The sequence below is a fragment of the Flavivirga jejuensis genome (assembly GCF_030540765.1).
In the GTDB taxonomy this organism is placed as follows: Bacteria; Bacteroidota; Bacteroidia; order Flavobacteriales; family Flavobacteriaceae; genus Flavivirga; species Flavivirga jejuensis.
The window spans coordinates 32,296-50,809 of the sequence record NZ_JAUOEL010000006.1 but is presented as its reverse complement, the minus strand read 5'-3'; the positions used below and the strand labels follow the sequence as shown (position 1 = coordinate 50,809).

15 protein-coding genes are annotated in these 18,514 nt (G+C 29.4%); 6 read left to right on the top strand and 9 right to left on the bottom strand.

What is annotated here, in order from left to right; all coding sequences use genetic code 11:
• Positions 1-80: 80 nt before the first annotated feature.
• The 4 genes from Q4Q40_RS16425 to Q4Q40_RS16410 are packed head-to-tail and all read left to right on the top strand — an operon-like array spanning position 81 to position 6,366.
• The gene (locus tag Q4Q40_RS16425; protein ID WP_303303016.1) at positions 81-1,217 is read left to right on the top strand and encodes an aminotransferase class I/II-fold pyridoxal phosphate-dependent enzyme; all 1,137 of its coding nucleotides are present in this window, start codon (positions 81-83) and stop codon (positions 1,215-1,217) included.
• Positions 1,207-3,147 carry a polysaccharide biosynthesis protein gene (locus Q4Q40_RS16420; RefSeq protein WP_303303015.1) on the top strand — a complete coding sequence of 647 codons (1,941 nt, stop codon included), beginning with the start codon at positions 1,207-1,209 and terminating at the stop codon, positions 3,145-3,147. Before Q4Q40_RS16425 ends, Q4Q40_RS16420 begins: the two co-directional genes overlap by 11 nt.
• Positions 3,148-3,192: 45 nt before the next feature.
• A complete protein-coding gene (locus Q4Q40_RS16415) occupies positions 3,193-3,966 on the top strand; it encodes a polysaccharide biosynthesis/export family protein (protein WP_303303014.1) in 774 nt (257 codons plus the stop codon).
• 9 nt (positions 3,967-3,975) lie between these two features.
• Complete coding sequence (locus tag Q4Q40_RS16410) at positions 3,976-6,366, top strand: GumC family protein (RefSeq protein WP_303303013.1); 2,391 nt, start codon at positions 3,976-3,978, stop codon at positions 6,364-6,366.
• On the opposite strand, the gene Q4Q40_RS16405 is transcribed toward Q4Q40_RS16410, so the two are convergent.
• On the bottom strand, positions 6,363-7,112 hold the full coding sequence (locus Q4Q40_RS16405) for a tyrosine-protein phosphatase (protein WP_303303012.1): 750 nt from the start codon (positions 7,110-7,112) through the stop codon (positions 6,363-6,365). The genes Q4Q40_RS16410 and Q4Q40_RS16405 overlap by 4 nt on opposite strands.
• A 39-nt stretch (positions 7,113-7,151) precedes the next feature.
• Positions 7,152-8,219, bottom strand: a complete 1,068-nt coding sequence (aroB, locus tag Q4Q40_RS16400; RefSeq protein WP_303303011.1) for a 3-dehydroquinate synthase — start codon at positions 8,217-8,219, stop codon at positions 7,152-7,154.
• A gap of 91 nt (positions 8,220-8,310) precedes the next feature.
• Between aroB and Q4Q40_RS16395 the strand changes: the two genes are divergently transcribed.
• Entirely contained in the window at positions 8,311-9,486 is a 1,176-nt protein-coding gene (locus Q4Q40_RS16395; RefSeq protein WP_303303010.1) for a proline dehydrogenase family protein, read from the top strand.
• 1 nt (position 9,487) lies between these two features.
• Here the strand turns inward: Q4Q40_RS16395 and Q4Q40_RS16390 are convergent, their stop codons facing one another.
• From Q4Q40_RS16390 to Q4Q40_RS16375, 4 genes are all read right to left on the bottom strand, one after another.
• Positions 9,488-10,558, bottom strand: coding sequence for a polysaccharide biosynthesis protein (locus tag Q4Q40_RS16390; RefSeq protein ID WP_303303009.1), 1,071 nt, complete (start codon positions 10,556-10,558; stop codon positions 9,488-9,490).
• A 161-nt stretch (positions 10,559-10,719) separates the two neighbouring features.
• The gene (locus tag Q4Q40_RS16385) at positions 10,720-11,313 is read right to left on the bottom strand and encodes a sugar transferase (protein WP_303303008.1); all 594 of its coding nucleotides are present in this window, start codon (positions 11,311-11,313) and stop codon (positions 10,720-10,722) included.
• A gap of 6 nt (positions 11,314-11,319) precedes the next feature.
• Positions 11,320-11,691: a hypothetical protein gene (locus Q4Q40_RS16380; RefSeq protein ID WP_303303007.1), complete on the bottom strand. Its 372-nt coding sequence runs from the start codon at positions 11,689-11,691 to the stop codon at positions 11,320-11,322.
• Between the two features lie 38 nt (positions 11,692-11,729).
• A complete protein-coding gene (locus Q4Q40_RS16375; protein ID WP_303303006.1) occupies positions 11,730-12,929 on the bottom strand; it encodes an alanine dehydrogenase in 1,200 nt (399 codons plus the stop codon).
• Between the two features lie 197 nt (positions 12,930-13,126).
• Here Q4Q40_RS16375 and Q4Q40_RS16370 point away from each other — a divergent pair, with 197 nt between their 5' ends.
• On the top strand, positions 13,127-15,556 hold the full coding sequence (locus Q4Q40_RS16370) for an outer membrane beta-barrel protein (RefSeq protein WP_303303005.1): 2,430 nt from the start codon (positions 13,127-13,129) through the stop codon (positions 15,554-15,556).
• Here the strand turns inward: Q4Q40_RS16370 and Q4Q40_RS16365 are convergent.
• From Q4Q40_RS16365 to porX, 3 genes are all read right to left on the bottom strand, one after another.
• Positions 15,553-16,155: a hypothetical protein gene (locus tag Q4Q40_RS16365; RefSeq protein WP_303303004.1), complete on the bottom strand. Its 603-nt coding sequence runs from the start codon at positions 16,153-16,155 to the stop codon at positions 15,553-15,555. The genes Q4Q40_RS16370 and Q4Q40_RS16365 overlap by 4 nt on opposite strands.
• Before the next feature lie 208 nt (positions 16,156-16,363).
• The gene (tsaE, locus tag Q4Q40_RS16360; RefSeq protein ID WP_303303003.1) at positions 16,364-16,777 is read right to left on the bottom strand and encodes a tRNA (adenosine(37)-N6)-threonylcarbamoyltransferase complex ATPase subunit type 1 TsaE; all 414 of its coding nucleotides are present in this window, start codon (positions 16,775-16,777) and stop codon (positions 16,364-16,366) included.
• 91 nt (positions 16,778-16,868) lie between these two features.
• Positions 16,869-18,422, bottom strand: coding sequence for a T9SS response regulator signal transducer PorX (porX, locus tag Q4Q40_RS16355; RefSeq protein ID WP_303303002.1), 1,554 nt, complete (start codon positions 18,420-18,422; stop codon positions 16,869-16,871).
• Positions 18,423-18,514: the final 92 nt, after the last annotated feature.

Genomic DNA, 18,514 nt, shown 5'->3' with positions numbered 1-18,514 from the left:
AAAAAAATGTATTTAATTGTATAACCGTAAAAAGTTGTACGCATGTTTTATGCAATAAACTGGAATTATAAAACTGTAAAATGTTGACCAAAACTAAAATATATTTATCATCGCCACATATGGGAGGCACAGAACGAAAATTTGTTGCTGATGCTTTTGATACTAATTGGATTGCTCCATTAGGGCCTCATGTTGATGGTTTTGAAAATGATTTAAGAAATTATTTAGGAGAAGATAAATATGTTGCTGCGTTAAGTTCTGGCACAGCGGCTATTCATTTAGCACTTCTACTTCTTAATGTATCTAAAGGTGATGAAGTTTTATGTCAGAGTTTCACCTTTTCTGCTTCTGCTAATCCAATATTATATCAAGGAGCAACTCCTGTTTTTATAGATAGTGAAACTGACACTTGGAATATGTCTCCAGAATTATTGGAAATAGCTATTAAAGACAGGATTGAAAAGTATCAAAAACCGAAAGCAATAATAGCTGTTCATTTATATGGTATGCCATACAAGGCTAATGAAATTAATGCTATTGCTGAGAAATATCAAATTCCAGTAATAGAAGACAGTGCTGAAGCTTTAGGAAGTACCTATTTTAATAAAGCCTGTGCCACACTTTCAGATATTGGTATAATATCTTTTAATGGTAATAAAATAATAACGACTTCTGGAGGAGGTGCTTTAATTACAAATACTCAAGACCTAAAAGAAAAAGCTGTTTTTTTATCAACTCAAGCAAGAGATCATGCCCCTCATTATGAGCATTCATCAATTGGTTACAATTATAGAATGAGCAATGTTTTAGCGGGTATTGGTAGAGGACAAATGGAAGTGATTGACGATAGAGTAGCTGCTAGAAGACAAAATTTTGAATTTTATAAGAAGAATTTATCACAATTTAATACTATCGAATTTTTAGAAGAACCTCAAGGTTTCTTTTCAAACAGATGGATTACTTGTATTAAAACCGATTCTTTTAACACTCGTGAGCAAATAAGACTTACGCTATTAAAAGATGATATAGAATCAAGGCCTTTATGGAAGCCAATGCATATGCAACCTGTCTTTAAAGATTACCTTCATTTTACAAACGGTACTTCAGAAGACCTTTTTGATAAAGGTTTATGTTTACCAAGTGGATCTAACTTAAGTCAAGATGATTTAGACAGAGTCCTTAACAATATTTTAAAAACCCCAACTTATGGTAAATAATTACTTTACTTATCTCTCGCAAAAATATGCTTCAAAATGGCTGGTTTTAGCTATCGATTTAACAATTGTTTTGTTAACGTTTTTTATAGCGTATTTAATTAGGTTCAATTTCACATTAGATTTTGATTTAAAACAATTTTTTATCCAATTACCCTTTTTGGCAACAGCTACGACTCTTAGTTTTTTATTAACAGGATCATTTAAAAGTGTTATTAGACATACAGGATTTGCAGATGTTGTAAATTTATTTAAATCGATTACTGTAATATCTTTTATATGTATAGCTGCTGTATCAGTTAATAGAATATTTGTGATATTTCCTGAATTTACAATACCATTATCTATTGTAGTAATGCATGCCTTATTAAGTTTTGTTGCACTTAGTGCAAGTAGATTACTTTTTAAAATGTCTTACAAGTACTTAAAGTGTCAATTGATAACATCAAAAAGAGTTCTAATTTATGGTGCTGGAGACTCTGGAATCGTTACTTACAACGCTTTAATAAGTAATGTTACTACGCAATTTCAAGTTGTTGGATTTATTGATGATAACTCAAAAAAGAAAGGAAAATCAATAAATGGTATTTCTATTTTTTCTAAAGAAAAGATTAACAATGATTACATTGAGTCTCATAAAATAGACGAATTAATTATAGCTTCTAAGAATATAGAGAAGGAAAATTTAATTGATTTAGTAAATCTTAATATAAAGATCACTAAAGTTCCGCCTATTGAAGACTGGATTAATGGAGAATTAAGTGTTAAACAAATAAAACAAGTACAAATAGAAGATCTATTAGGAAGGCCTCCTATTGAAATAAATAATCCTAACTTAATAAATGAATTCACAGGTGAAACGGTTATTGTTACTGGTGCAGCTGGATCTATAGGGAGTGAGTTAGTAAAACAACTTTCTAATTTTGATGTGAAACATTTAATTTTGGTTGATCAAGCTGAGTCTGCTCTTTATGATGTACAGCAAGATTTAAAGCAAAATGGAAAACATAACTTTACAGCTATAGTAGCAGATATTAGAGATGGTTTGAGAATTGATACCATTTTTCAAAATCATAAACCAACCATGGTATTTCATGCCGCAGCTTATAAGCATGTCCCATTAATGGAGAAATCTCCTTATGAAGCCATAAAAATTAATGTTAATGGAACTAAACTTTTAGCAGATACAGCATCTCGCTATAATGTAAAAAAGTTTGTTTTTGTATCTACAGATAAAGCTGTTAACCCAACAAGTGTTATGGGAGCTACAAAAAGAATGGCAGAAATGTATATAAGCTGCCTTCAAAAAGAAAGCAAAACAAAATTTATTACCACACGATTTGGTAATGTATTAGGTTCCAATGGATCTGTTATTCCTTTATTTAAAAAACAAATTGAAAATGGAGGGCCTTTAACTTTAACACATAAAGATATTACCAGATATTTTATGACCATTCCTGAAGCTTCTCAACTAGTATTAGAAGCTGGAACAATGGGCAAAGGAGGTGAGATATTCATCTTTGATATGGGTGAATCTGTTAAGATCTATGATCTTGCAGAAAATATGATAAAACTTTCTGGTCTTAGATTTCCTGAAGATATTGCTATTAAAATTACAGGATTACGTCCTGGTGAAAAATTATATGAAGAACTATTAGCTAATGGAGAAAATACATTATCTACATATCATAAAAAAATATTAATAAGCAAAACCAGAGAATTAGATTACGATAAGGTTAGGGCTCAAATAGAAGAATTATGTATTACAAATCGTTTTCAAAATAACAATATTGTTATGAAAATGAAACGACTTATTCCTGAATATAAATCTAATAATTCTGATTATGAGCGATTTGACAAAAGAGTTCAGATATACAAAAAAGTAAAAGGAATATCTCAAAACAGGGCCGATAAAAATTATGGGAACCTATAATTAACTATTTCTAGTTTCACTATTTTCCCCCAAATAATATTAAAAATGAGCATATCACTTATAAAAAGTAAATTATTTATTATTGGTATAGTAATTAGTCTGTTTTTGACTTCATGTGCATCAAAAGAAGATATTGTATACTTTCAAAATGCCAAAAATTTTGAAACTATTGTAGATACAGATACTTTTACAGCCAAACTTAAAGTTGGTGACGTAGTAAGTATTTATGTTTCTACTTTAGATCCAACTGTTACACAACCGTATAATTTAATTAGATCTGCTGGTGCCCAAGGAGAATTAATTGATTATTTAATTGATGCAGAAGGTAATATAGATTACCCTGTTTTAGGTAAAATAAAATTATTAGGTCTTACCGTTGAGGAAGCAAAAGCTTTATTTAAGAAAAAATTTGCTGAAGGTAAGCTATTAAAAGATCCTGTTATTATTTTTCGTGTCCTTAATTTTAGAGTAACTGTAGCTGGAGAGGTGAACAGTCCAGGTGTTTACCCTGTTACTGGTGAAAGAATATCCATTCTAGAAGCACTTGGCATGGCTGGAGATTTAACGATAAAAGGCAGAAGAGATAATATATTAATAGTTAGAGATTTTAATGGTACAAAAACGTATACAAGAATTGATTTAACAAATAAAGAGGTTTTTAATTCTCCCGTATATTATTTAACACAAAATGATTATATTTACGTTGAGCCTAACAACTCAGCTATAAGTGGTGCTTCTGGTGATGCAAGAATTGGAACTCTAATTTCAATTACATCATTCCTCATAACTACAACACTCTTATTAATTACTAGAAATTAGAATTACGACATGGCTTTAGCTGACAATAGAAACTCATCTGATAATACTTCTGAAGATTTTAGTTTTAATCTAAAGAAAGTACTTTTTGTATATTTAAAGCAATGGAAATGGTTTGCATTAAGTTGTATTGTATGCTTAGGTATGGCTTATCTACATTTAAGGTATACGATTCCGCAATATCAAGCAACTGCCAAAATAATGCTCTTAGATGATAAAGATGCATCTTCCGCAGGGGCATTAAAAGATTTATCTATTTTCTCTGAAAAAGAGGATGCGATGGTCGAAGATGAAATACAAGTCATTCAATCTAGAAGTTTTTTAAGAAATATAGTTAAAAGGCTGCGTTTAAATATTACCTATTTTACAAAAGGAAGAATTAACGAGTTTGAACTTTATAAAACATCTCCAATAGTTGTCAATTTTATTGAATCTGATTCTATTATTAATACGACTAATTTTAATTTTCATACCGAAATTCTTTCTGTTACTCATTTTAACTTTAGAATTAATGAAGAAGATCCTCCCAAAAAATACACTTTTGGAGAAACAATTCCCACGTTTTTTGGTGGTCTTATAATTACACCTAAAAGTAAAAGTTTAGAAGGTTATATTGGAAATAACATTAGGGTAAAAATAACCCCGTTAGAATCATTAGCTGAATCTCTTAAATATAGAATTTCAATAACCCCTTCAGGTAAATCATCGAAGGTTGTTAGAGTTACTATGACTGACCCTGTTATACAGAAAGCTAAAGATATTGTAAATGTTCTGATTGATGAGTATAATATTTCTACCATTCAGAAGAAAAATGAAATATCAAAGAATACAGCCGACTTTATTAATAAGCGTGTTGAATTAATAGCCTCAGACTTAGTTAATGTTGATGATAGTATTGTAAAATTTAAAACAGGAAATAAAATAACAGATGTTTCCTCTGAAGCTGGTCAATTTCTGAGTTCTAGCGTATTAAACGAGCAACAATTGGATGCCTCTAGAATGCAATTGAATCAATTAAATTATATGAAAGAGTCATTAGGTGAGGAGAAATATCAAGCCATCCCATCTAATTTAGGCTTGGGCGATGCATCTATTAGCCAACTTTCATCTAGATATAATGAGTTACTTGAAAGAAGAAAAACACTTTTAAAAAGTGCAGGTGAACAAAACCCTATAGTTATAGAATTAGACCAAACTTTAAGAGGGATAAGAGAAAATCTTCAACAAAGTATTAATAATTCCAGTAAATCACTTAGAATCCAAATAGGTGGTTTAGAAAGCCAATCAAAAAGGATAAATTCCAAAATATTCTCTGTTCCAGGACAAGAACGCAGACTAAGATCTATTGAAAGAAAACAAGGTATTAAAGAATCTCTATATTTATACTTGCTAGAAAAAAGAGAAGAAGCCACCATATCTTTAACAGCGACTTCTCCGACTGCAAAAGTAATTGATGAAGCCTATAATAGTTACGGAGGTCCTGTATCTCCAAACAACCAAATTACATACATCACAGCATTATTTTTTGGGCTCGTAATTCCCTTTTCATTAATATATTTAGGGCATTTATTAGATACTAAGATCCATAATAAAGAAGATTTAGAAAAAGAGATTAAAAATATAACTGTTCTAGGGGAGATACCAAGAGTAAAAAAGAATGGAGAAACTTTAGTAGAACAAAATGATAGATCTATCTTATCTGAGTCATTTAGAATAATAAGAACGAATCTTGATTACGTTAAAAGAGGTAGAGAAGCCAGGGATTACGAGAATGTTATTTTTGTAACATCTACCATTAATGGAGAAGGAAAATCATTCTTCAGTTTAAATATGGCGCTTACACTAGTAAATACAGGTAAAAGAGTTTTACTTCTTGGTGCAGATATTAGAAATCCTCAAATTTATTCTGCAATAAAAAACGAAAAAGGAAAAGAGTATTCTAAAGTTGGGCTTACTGAATTCTTAGTTGACCAATCTATAATTGTTGGAGAAACTATTAATACACATAACATTAATGGAATAAATATTGATATTTTACTTTCAGGAAAAGTGCCACCAAACCCGGCAGAATTATTAATGAATAATAGAATAAAAGATTTATTTGATACTGTTTCAGAACAATATGATTATGTTATTGTTGATACAGCTCCATCCATGCTTGTTACAGACACATTATTAATAAGTGAATATGCTGGGCATACCATTTATTTAACAAGAGCAGATTATACAGAAAAACGTATATTGAATTTTGCGAAAGAATTACATGCTGAAAATAAACTTAATGGAATGATGCTTGTAGTTAATGATGTAAAACAATCTAATTTTGGATATGGAGCAAAATATGGTTATTATGGAGCTCCTGAAAAGAAAAGCTTTTTTAGAAAGATATCAAAGAGATCTTAAATTACTGAAAATGTTCGGTTCGTATTTTCTATTATTCCATTAAGGCTTTTAACTATTTTCTTATTTAATGTTAAATTAGATAATTTATCTACATGACCTTCATTGTGAATATCTGTACCAACAAAATCAATTAATTGTTCCTCTATTAAATAACTAGCGGTCTTTTCAACATTTTTTCCATAATGATTACCAAGTGATAGCAAGTTAAGCTGAAAAAAACACCCCAATTGTTTTAGTCTTTTGTAGTATTCTAAATTGTTATGATAAAACGAATAACGTTCGGGGTGTGCCAAAATAGGGAGGTACCCTTGCGTTTTAATTTTAAAAATAATGTCTTCTAAATTTATAGGTGCTTGAAAATACGACATTTCAATAAGCACGTAATCTCTTTTTAAAGTAAATAAGTTTTTGTTCTCTAATAAGCTTTCAAAATGACTATCAAGCATATATTCTGCAGCTGGGTTTACCGTAATAGTATCAAGTGATTTAGAAGCACTTAAAGCTTCTAATAAAATTTGATAAGCACCTCCAATAGATTCATCTGTATTGGGGTAAAAATCCTGCATGATATGAGGCGTAGGTATAAACTGTTTTACCCCCAGTTCTTTCATTTTTTTTATTAAGAGTAAAGCATCTTCAATAGTCTTTGCACCATCATCAATCCCAGGAAGTATGTGATTATGGATATCTACAAAATCTTCTAATAAATCTTTTAAAAATAGTTTCTTAGAAAAAAAATGAAACATTTATAAGTTTACAAATTATATTAAGTTAACAACTAATTATTAGTTGTCATAAAAATGAAAAGCATCTACGATTATCTTGTTATCTACTAAACAATCAATTCTAGGTTTCCCTATCGATTCTAAAAGCACAAAGTTAATATTGCCATGATTATTCTTTTTATCATATTTAAGCAGTTCAATTATAGCGGCATGTTCATCTTCATTAATTTTAACTTTACCGTAATAATTAATAAATAAGCTTTTAATATCTGCCGTTGTTTGCTTAGGGAAACCTGCTAATTCTGTAGAAATATAACAAGCTAAAATCATACCAATTATAATAGCCTCGCCATGCAACAGTGTTGTTTTATTAGGATTGCTTAAAAAATAAGATTCTATAGCATGGCCAAGTGTGTGACCAAAATTTAAAGTTTTACGTAAATTATCTTCAAAAGGATCATTCTCTACAACATTCTTTTTAATTAATACAGATTCATAAATTAAAACATCTAAATCATCTAAAGTTAATTTTGAGACCTCTTTAAATTTATTCCAATAAGCTTCATCTCTAATTAAACCATGTTTTAACATTTCTGCTAAACCAGAACGTATTTGGTTTTCTGGCAAAGTATTTAGAAACTTAGTGTCAATTAGTACCAAATCAGGATTACTAATAACGCCTATTTGATTTTTTAAATGTCCTAAATCAACGCCAGTTTTCCCACCAACAGAAGCATCAACCATAGAGAGTAGGGTAGTAGGAACATTAATATATGAAACCCCTCTTTTAAACGTACAGGCAACAAAACCTCCTAAATCTGTAATAACACCGCCTCCTATATTTATAACTAAGCTTTTTCTGTCTGCATCTAAATCGGAAAGAGTGTTCCAAACTCCTACACAGGTATCTATTGTTTTGTTAATTTCGCCAGATTCGATTTCAATAATTTCAATGACTAGGTTTGTTTCTAGTTTTTCTAAGAAATAAGGCAAACAATATTGATGCGTATTTTCATCAACTAAAACAAAAATTTTAGAAAAACCACTTTCTTTAATGTGCTTGTTTAAAGGCTCATAACATAAGTCATTAAAATGAATTGTACATTCATTTGCAGTAATAGAATCCATAGAATAATTATCATTTTTAAGGTGGTGAAATTAAGGAGATTTTATATAAAATGATAGTATAGATATAATTATCTTTGCGAAAATTTTTAATATGAGTTCTAACAAAATATTTGATAATACAGAAATTGCATTTTCATTAAAAAATGATTCTCAATTAGAGCGTGCTTATTTTTTATTTAAAATGATATCTATAGAGCCTTTAGTTAGAATAGGTACAGCGGCTACAAACTTTGCAATTAAGGCCAATTTACCAATAGAAGGGTTGATTCGATCTACAGTTTTTGATCATTTTTGTGGTGGTGTAAATGAAGAAGATTGCTTGCCAGTAATTAACAACATGTTTGTGAATGGTGTGAGTTCCGTTTTAGATTATTCTGTAGAAGGAAAAGAAAGCGAAAAAGAATTTGATTCTGCAATGAATACAATACTTAGCATTATTGATTTTGCAAAAAATATTGATGCCATTCCAATTGCTGTTTTTAAACCTACAGGATTTGGCAGATTGAATTTATATGAAAAAGTTGGCAGCGGAGAGACACTAAGCCAAAGTGAACAAGAAGAATGGAATCATGTTATAAATAGATTTGACCTTGTTTGTAAAAAGGCTCAAGAAAATGATGTTGCAGTTTTAATTGATGCAGAAGAAAGTTGGATGCAAGATGCAGCAGATGCATTAGTAACAACAATGATGCAAAAGTATAATACAGAAAAACCTATTGTATATAATACTTTGCAAATGTATAGACACGATCGATTAGACTTTTTAAAAGCAGAACATGAAAAAGCAAAAGCAGGTCATTATTTTCTGGGGTATAAATTGGTTCGAGGTGCTTATATGGAAAAAGAAAATGAAAGAGCTGAAGATAAAGGGTATAAGTCTCCCATTTGCGTAAGTAAATCTGCTACAGACGAAAACTTTGATCAGGGGTTGCATTATATGATCGATAATTTAGATACGATGTCTTTATTTGCAGGTACTCATAATGAGGCTAGTTCTTATCTATTAATGGAATTAATGGCAAGTAAAAATTTAAAAAATAACGACAGCCGCATTTGGTTTGGACAATTATATGGAATGAGCGATCATATTAGTTTTAATCTATCTGATAAAGGCTATAATGTTGCTAAATACATTCCTTTTGGGCCTGTAAAAGATGTTATGCCTTACTTAATTAGAAGAGCAGAAGAAAATACTTCTGTTGCAGGACAAACTGGTAGAGAATTAGCACTTTTAAGCAAAGAAAAGAAACGTCGGAAAACACTATAATTTAGACATATTTTTTTAAAATAGATTTAATTTCCGAATTCGACATATTTGGTGTAATACCCTCTAATTCTGTAAAATCAACCTTTTTAGTTTCAATATTATTTTTTGATCTAACCATTAAAATGCTCTCATCTTCGGTTGGTATTAACTGCTCATTATTCCAAACTATTTCTTCATGAAGTTTTTCACCTGGTCGTAATCCTGTGATTTTAATTTCTACCTTTTCATCTGTACTACTATAAAAGGCTACCAATCTTTCTGCTAAATCAATTATTTTAATAGGTGCTCCCATATTAAAAGTGAAAACATTACTTTTTCCTCCATCAAGAATAGCAATCTGTAATATTAAAGAACATGCCTTACTATTGCTTATAAAATAACGAGATATACTTTCATTAGTAACTGTAAGCGAGATATTTGATTCTATTTGCTTTTTAAAAAGGGCTAAAACAGACCCATTAGAACCTAGTATATTACCAAATCGTGTGGTTATAAATTGTGTTTTTGATTGAGTCGATAAATAACTCAAGTAATTCTCGGCTATACGTTTAGACATGCCCATAACACTTATAGGTTTTACAGCCTTATCTGTAGAAATAAATATAAATTTATTGACATAATATGTTGTTGATAGATCTGCCAGAAGCTTCGTTCCTAACACATTAACTTTAATGGCTTCGTACGGATTTTTTTCCATTAGAGGGACATGCTTGTATGCCGCAGTATGAAAAACAAATGTAGGTTTATAAGTTTCAAATAGCCTTTTTATTGATTTGGTTTCTGTAATATTTATAAGAAGAAAATCAATCTTACTAGTATCTTCAAACTCTAAATCTGTTATAAGATCATAAAGAGGAGATTCTGCCACATCAACTAGAATAAGTTTTTTATACTTGCATGCTAACAATTGTTTAGAAAGCTCACTACCTATAGAACCAGCAGCTCCAGTAATTAGAATGATTTCATTAGAAAAATCGAAATTATTTAATGGTTTTTTATCTGTTATTTTAGTAGGAAACAATCCAGAATCAATTAACAATTGATCTATACGATTAGATGTAGATTTATTCATTTCAGGGTTTTAGCTGTGCTTAAATGTATACTTAACGAGGAGGGTTACATTTGCAAAATATGAATAATAATGTTTTATGCCAAATACAGTAGGCAAAAACGAAATAAAAAAATCTTAAAACAGAGCTATCCTAAAGGATGGAGAATCTTTAGATTAAAAACTTACCTAGCTATAACTTTAATTATAGTAATGAATATAAGCTTCAAATCAAAAAAGAAATGGCGTTTTCTAATATATTCTTTATTATATTTTAACTTATCTGGAATAATTGTATTAATAAAGAAATCTTCAGGGTTTTTGGCAGCTTTTAAAAGCTCAACTTCGTTTCTGTATTTTAAAGAAGCAAGCCCTGTAATACCTGGCCTAACAGAAAAGATCCTCATGTCATCTTCATTATAAAAATTCACGTAGTACCTTAATTCAGGTCTAGGGCCTACAAAACTCATATCTCCTTTTAAAATATTTATAAGCTGCGGGAATTCATCAATTTTATAACGCCTTAAAAGATAACCTACTTTAGTGATTCTTGAATCGTTATTTCCCAATGTAAGCAATCCCTTTTTTTGAGATAGCACATGCATGGTACGAAACTTAAAAATATTGAAGTCTATATTATTTCTACCAACACGCCCTTGAACAAAAAGAACAGGGCCTTTTGAGTCTAACTTAATTAAAACAGCAATTAATATTAAAAAAGGAGCCAGTACAAATAATCCTATTACAGAAAGAATAACATCGAAACTACGTTTAAGCATTGCTACCTATTCTATTTTTAAATTAGTTATTGTAGCCGTGCTATCACAATTTTGAATAGTTAAAACAATTTCTTTTTTTTGAAATTCACCTTCAACATTGTATATGCCACATGGCTTTTGTCTTGCATTGCTTTCAGAAAAATCAATATTTCCTTTTCTTAAAATATAATTTATAGCTACAGAATCTATATCATATTGCTGCAAATTAGACTGAATGTTATCACTATAAATAATTCTTTTTAATCTAATATTCTTTAAAACCCTAGCATCTGGTCCATAACTGCAGGAGGTTTTTTTTCCATTTAAAAAGAAAGCTAAAATTATTAACCCGATAGAAAAGCCACCTAGATAATAACCAATGCGCTGAATAAGTTTCATTTAATGTGTTTAGTGAAATAAATCAGAATTGTAATCAATTAAAAAATCAGCAAATTAACATCGCTAAAATCTAAATCAAACCAATCACCTACAGATTTACTTGTTAAAATTCCGTGGTAAAAATACAATCCATTTTTTAAACCTCTATCAAATCTTAAAGAATTTTCTATCCCACCATCTTCGGCTATTTTTAATAAATAAGGTGTAAAAATATTACTTATAGAAACAGACGCTGTACGTGAGTACTTTGCAAGAATATTGGGTACACAATAATGAATAACATCATGTTTAATAAACGTTGGTTTTTTATGTGTTGTCACTTCACTAGTCTCAAAACACCCACCCATATCTATACTTACATCTATAATAATAGCGCCTTTTTTCATAGATTCTACCATAGCTTCCGATACTATTATAGGAGCTCTATTTGTACCACGTATGGCACCAATTACAACATTACAACGCTTTAGAGCTTTTGTTAAGTTTTTTGGTGTAATCGTAGATGTAAAAAATGGTCTACCAAGATTGGTTTGTATTTGCCTTAATTTTGTAATAGAATTATCAAAAACCTTAACATTAGCGCCAAGTCCAATCGAGCTTCTTGCTGCAAATTCCCCAACAGTGCCAGCACCTATTATAACAACTTCTATAGGAGGTACTCCACTAATATTTCCAAACATTAATCCATTTCCATCTTTAGTATCAGACAATAACTCTGAAGCTATTAAGACAGAGGCAGTTCCTGCAATTTCACTTAAGGTTCTTACAGCTGGGTATGTGCCATCTGCATCACGAATAAACTCAAAAGCTAATGCTGTAACTCGTTTTGATGCTAATGTCTCAAAATATTTTTTAGATTGGGTTTTTATTTGAAGTGCAGATATTAATATCGTTTGTGGATTAATAAGTTTGATTTGCTCAATACTTGGTGGTTCTACTTTAAGAATCATTGGACATGCAAAAACTTTAGCTGTATCTTTTGTGATTTCGGCACCAGCTTCACTATAATCTTTATCACTAAAACTGGCGCCAAGTCCTGCACCAGATTCAAGTAATACTTTATGGCCGTTACTTACAAGAGCAAATACAGCATCTGGAGTTAAACACACACGTTTTTCCTGAAAAGCAGTCTCCTTAGGTATTCCAATATATAATTCTCCTTTACGTTTATGTATCTCAAGAGTTTCTTCTTGTGGTAAAAGTTGTTGCTTAGTAAAAGGGGAAAGTGATTTCGACATGGTTAGTTTAATTAATAAAAATCAAATTACAAATAAATTCTCTATTGTTTAATACAAACTGAAAATAATTATTCTAGTTTCTTTATAACCTCAAAAGTAAGCAATTCGAAACTGTAAGAAAAAAAAACAAAAAATTATAGTTTTTCCTTAAATGGTTTTATCTTAATTATTTATAAGTTTGCATTACAACTATATATATGATTAAAAATTTATTTTATTTTTTCATTCTGTTGCTTTCTATAACATCTTTTTCTCAAGAATTTAGAATAAATGGACATGCTAAGGATGCTAATAACAATCCAATAGCATATGCAAATGTATTAATTACAAGCCTTGGAAATTCTAAAACTGCAAATGGTACTTCTACAGATGAAGCAGGGTATTTTATAATAGAGAACCTAAAAGCAGGTGATTATATTTTAAAAATTAGCTTTCTTGGATTTAAATCATATATTACTAGGGTAGAACTTTATAGAAATATTAATTTTGACACTATTATACTTAAAGACAATATAGAAGCGCTTGACGGTGTAACTGTTATGACAAAAAGACCAACAGTTAAACGGATGGTAGATCGCCTGGTTTTTAATGTAGAAAATTCCACGCTATCAAACAGTAACATTTTAGATATCTTAAAACATACACCAGGTGTGTTGATTCATGATGGTGCTATAACTATAAAACAATCAACACCTACGGTGTACATAAACGATAGAAAAGTTCACTTATCTTCAAATGAAATACAACAACTTTTAGAAGCTACATCTGCTAATAATGTAAAATCTATAGAAGTTATTACAAATCCTCCTGCAAAGTATGAAGCTGAAGGTGGTATTGTGCTTAATATTGTAACCAGTAAAAATATCATTGCTGGTTATCATGGAAGTGTTTTCGGGAATTATAAGCAAGGAGAAATGTTTCCTAAATATTCATTAGGTACTAGTCATTTTTTTAAAACAAAGAAACTTAGTGCCTATGTAAACTATAATATAAGCCCAAGAAAAGATTATAGGCATAACAATGAATTTATTAATTTTATAGATAATAACGATCAAATCACATCAAGTTGGGAAACAGATTTTGAAAAAACGCGTGAAACTTCAAATCAAAATATAAATAGTAATATTGATTATATTATAAATAAGCGCAATAGCTTAAGTTTTTCTACAAGTATGCTTATCTCACCAAGGGAAAACACAAAAACTTCAGTTAATTCTTTAACCGAAGTTTTTAATTCAAATAAAACATTAGATTCTACTTTTAATACTTTAAACCGTAAGGTTGATGAATCCTTTAATTTAGCTTTTACGCTGGATTACACTCATAAATTTAAAAGGGCAGGAGAGAGGCTCTCAATAAGCACACATCATACCAATTATGATTCTTCAAGTTTTCAAAATGTAGATACAGATTATCGTTTTTCTGATAACACCCTTATTAGGAGTAATAGATTTCAAACATTTTCGAGTCAAATAATTAAATTATATACAGGCCAAGTAGATTATGAATTACCAATAAGTGATTCAGCACAATTTGAAGCAGGTGTAAAGATCTCAAATATTAACTCAGAAAGTATTTTAAATCAGTTTATTTTTGAAAATGACGAAAAAGTAGAAGATTTACTAAACTCAGATACTTTCTTATATGATGAAACTAATTATGCGACCTATATAAGTTATTCAAAAGATTGGGATCATTGGAGTTTAAAATCTGGTATAAGAGGAGAATATACCGATATTAAAGGAAGTTCCTTATCAACGAATCAAATTAATAATAATGACTACTTTAAATTTTTTCCTTCTTTTCATTTGCTCAATAAAATAAATAAGAATGATGAAATTTATTTTAATTACAATAAGCGTATTTATAGACCTCGTTACACGCAGTTAAACCCATTTAAATATTTCTTAAATGATAATACCTTTGTTACTGGTGACCCCAATTTAAAACCTCAAATAGATGACATATTTGTTTTAGGATACACTTTCGATAAAGATTATACTTTTGAGCTATATTATCGATATGAAAATAACCCTACAATCCAAATTACATTTCAGGACAATGACGAAAATGTTATAAAATATATTAACACTAATATAGATAGAAGTATTTCTTATGGACTAGATTTTATAACTTATAAAGCAATTACTCGCAATTGGAACTTATATGTTTTATCGTCACTATATTATTATGACGAACGTTTTTTTGCTTTAGAGAGTAATAATGAATTATTGACTAATGATAGGTGGTCCACTTTTGCCCAAATAATTAACTATTTCTCCTTTTTAAAAGATAAGAGCTTAACCGCCGATCTCTCCTTTTTATACGTATCTTCATTCATTACTGGGCCGATAAATATTAGTTCTAGTAATGGGTTGGATGTAAGTTTAAAGAAAACTTTTTGGGATAATAAAGCTTCATTTAACATTGGAGTAATGGATATTTTTAATAGTAAAAACGTTAATACAGTTACAAAATATATCAATCAAGATGTTTCTTTTTTATCACGAAAAGAAAATAGACTCTTTACTTTTGGGTTTAATTATAAGTTTGGAAACTTTAGATTAAATACTAATAAAAAAGAAATAGAAATAAACGAAAGAAAAAGATTGAAGAGTACTAATTAAAAATACTCTTTTATTTTACCCCAGAAGTTTTTTGGAGATATTTTAAATTCATCTTCAAGTTCTTGTAAAGACTTTGTTGCCTCATTAATTTTATTAAAAATTCTTGCTCTTATTAAATATATAGTAGGAATGATAATCGCCATTACAGGGATTAAATAAATTAATTGAAATTCATCAATATATTTAATTGTCGAATTGAAAAAGTCAAATATTTGGTAAGAATACATTGCAATAGGCACTAATAAAGCGTGATACCACCAATGTCTACAAGTAAAAAACCATATAAATAATAAAAATAACGGAATTGCTTTACCCGTTAATACCCACATTGCAAAATTAGCATCCCCCCAGGCTTTGCTGTCATAATCAAACAAAAAAGTGCTCCAAACTTGTTTTTGAGGAACACTTTCATGTAAATAAAATAAGTAAGGTATAATTGCTATGAAAGTAGCAATTATACTCCCAATAACTAAAGACTTATTACCTTGTAGGTAGCGGTCTCGATCTTTTGTCAATTTTTGCTGTTTGTTGTCCATCTTGGTTGTAAGCGTCTGCAGCTTGAGCCATAAACAACATTCCTCCGAAAATTGCGATTGCAATTACATACTTTTTAGTTTTCATTTTTAAGGGATTTATTAATTAATATAATCCAAATGTAACTAAAGACTATTTTGAAGTATTTCTTGAAATGTTAAAAAAATGTTAAAATCAAGATTTTTTTAAATTCACAATGTGGTTTTCCCGTAAAACTTCAAAATATCGGAGTTTTTTATGTTATTTATTTGTAAAAGCTAAGATATTAGTTCGTTATTTGTTGATTACGTTTAATCTTAAAATCCTTTTATTAGAATCAAATTCTAAATCGATTCTATCGAAATGATCTGTTAAAATTGGTACAATTTTTTCTGGCCATTCTATTAACTTCCAATTTTCTGAATCAACATAGTCTTCTATCCCAAAATTATAAGCCTCTTCTAAATCATCTATTCTATATAAATCAAAATGATATATTTTATCATCATTTAATTGATATTCGTTTACAATAGAAAATGTTGGACTACTAACTTTATCATGACTGCCTAAAACTTTTACTATGGTTTTTATTAGTGTTGTTTTTCCAACCCCCATGTCTCCATAAAATAATAATGTTTTAGTTTTTACATTTTTAATCAGCTGTGTTGCAACATTTTCAACATCATTTAATCTGTAATTAATTTCCAATTTTGTTAAATTTTACACACAAGTATAGTCATTAAAAATTAAAAAAACAACAAAATAATGCATTTTATCGATGTTTTATGCTTTTAATAGGTTATTTTGGATTAAATACAACAAAAGGAATAATCATTTCTTCAAGTGAAACGCCTCCATGCTGATAAGTATTTCTAAAATAACTTACATAATGATTGTAGTTATTCGGATAAGCAAAAAACAAGTCGCTTTTTGCAAAAATATAGGAGCTACTCATATTTATTGATGGTAGACAAGCTTCTTTTGGATTCTTAAAAAACAAAACATCTTTATTATCATATGTTAAACTCCTTCCGGTTTTATAACGAAGATTTAAACTAGTATCCCTATCACCAATTACTTTCGATGGATTTTTAACATTAATAGTCCCATGGTCTGTTGTTAAGATTAGTTTAAACCCTAATTGCTGAGCCTGTTGGATCATATCTAAGAGTGGTGAGTTTTTAAACCAACTTAATGTTAAAGATCTATATGCTTTATCGTTTGAAGCTAATTCTTTAACGACTTCCATTTCTGTTTTAGAATGCGATAACATATCTACAAAATTATACACAATAACAGTTAAGTCATTATTTTTAAGAGTTTTAAAGTTGTCAGCTAATTTTTTTCCATTTTTAAGATTCGTTATTTTATGATAATCATAATTTAAATGAGTCAAACCTAATCGCTTCATTTGTGTTTCTAAAAATTCTGCTTCATGCATATTTTTACCACCATCATCTGTATCATTTTTCCAATATTCTGGAAATAATTTCTCCATATCGCTAGGCATCAACCCAGAGAAAATAGCATTACGAGCATATTGAGTAGCTGTTGGTAGAATACTAAAAAACGCTTCTTCTTTAACTTTTTTGTAGTAGTTATTAATTATAGGTTCAAAAACTTTCCATTGGTCATAACGTAAATTATCAATAACAACTAAAACAGTTGGTTGTTCTTTACTAATCTCGGGAGCTATTTTTTCTTTAAAAAGCGTATGAGACATTATTGGCGACTCCGTATTTGGTTTAAACCAATCTGCATAGTTTTTTTCTATAAATTTTCCAAAGTGGATATTAGCCTCATTTTTTTGAGATTCTAAAATTTCAAACATACCTATATCTTCAATATCTTCAAGTTGAATTTCCCAATAAATAAGTTTCTGGTATAAATTCACCCATTCTTCATAAGAATTAACCATAGATAAATCCATCGCAATTTTCCTAAACTCTTGTTGGTAGTTTGAAGTCGTTTTTTCAGATACTAAACGGGAATGATCCAGGTTTTTCTTTAAACTAAGTAGTATTTGATTCGGATTTACAGGCTTAATAAGATAATCTGCTATTTTATTACCAATAGCCTCTTCCATAATATATTCTTCCTCACTCTTGGTAATCATAACAACAGGAAGATTGTCTTGTTTTTCTTTTATTTCGTTTAAAGTTTCAAGACCTGTAAGTCCAGGCATGTTTTCATCTAGGAATACGATATCAAAACTTTTTTCATCTATAGCATCAATAGCTTCAGTGCCACTCATGCATGTTGTAACATTATAATTGCGTTGTTCTAAAAATAGGATATGAGGTTTTAGTAAATCAATTTCATCATCTACCCAAAGTATTTGTATTGTATTCATTTAAATGTTTTTAATAATCATTTATAGTTATTTGTTTTAATAATGTCCTTATATATAGACTTCATATAATTATATTTGTCTATTTAAACACT

What these genes read in the sequence shown, in the direction of transcription:
- Q4Q40_RS16415 (WP_303303014.1), top strand. Translation starts at nt 3,193, where the DNA reads ATGAGCATATCACTTATAAAAAGTAAATTATTTATTATTGGTATAGTA.
- Q4Q40_RS16410 (WP_303303013.1), top strand. Translation starts at nt 3,976, where the DNA reads ATGGCTTTAGCTGACAATAGAAACTCATCTGATAATACTTCTGAAGAT.
- Q4Q40_RS16390 (WP_303303009.1), bottom strand. Translation starts at nt 10,558, where the DNA reads ATGAATAAATCTACATCTAATCGTATAGATCAATTGTTAATTGATTCT.
- Q4Q40_RS16380 (WP_303303007.1), bottom strand. Translation starts at nt 11,691, where the DNA reads ATGAAACTTATTCAGCGCATTGGTTATTATCTAGGTGGCTTTTCTATC.
- Q4Q40_RS16375 (WP_303303006.1), bottom strand. Translation starts at nt 12,929, where the DNA reads ATGTCGAAATCACTTTCCCCTTTTACTAAGCAACAACTTTTACCACAA.
- Q4Q40_RS16395 (WP_303303010.1), top strand. Translation starts at nt 8,311, where the DNA reads ATGAGTTCTAACAAAATATTTGATAATACAGAAATTGCATTTTCATTA.
- aroB (WP_303303011.1), bottom strand. Translation starts at nt 8,219, where the DNA reads ATGGATTCTATTACTGCAAATGAATGTACAATTCATTTTAATGACTTA.
- Q4Q40_RS16385 (WP_303303008.1), bottom strand. Translation starts at nt 11,313, where the DNA reads ATGCTTAAACGTAGTTTCGATGTTATTCTTTCTGTAATAGGATTATTT.
- porX (WP_303303002.1), bottom strand. Translation starts at nt 18,422, where the DNA reads ATGAATACAATACAAATACTTTGGGTAGATGATGAAATTGATTTACTA.
- Q4Q40_RS16420 (WP_303303015.1), top strand. Translation starts at nt 1,207, where the DNA reads ATGGTAAATAATTACTTTACTTATCTCTCGCAAAAATATGCTTCAAAA.
- Q4Q40_RS16405 (WP_303303012.1), bottom strand. Translation starts at nt 7,112, where the DNA reads ATGTTTCATTTTTTTTCTAAGAAACTATTTTTAAAAGATTTATTAGAA.
- Q4Q40_RS16425 (WP_303303016.1), top strand. Translation starts at nt 81, where the DNA reads ATGTTGACCAAAACTAAAATATATTTATCATCGCCACATATGGGAGGC.
- Q4Q40_RS16370 (WP_303303005.1), top strand. Translation starts at nt 13,127, where the DNA reads ATGATTAAAAATTTATTTTATTTTTTCATTCTGTTGCTTTCTATAACA.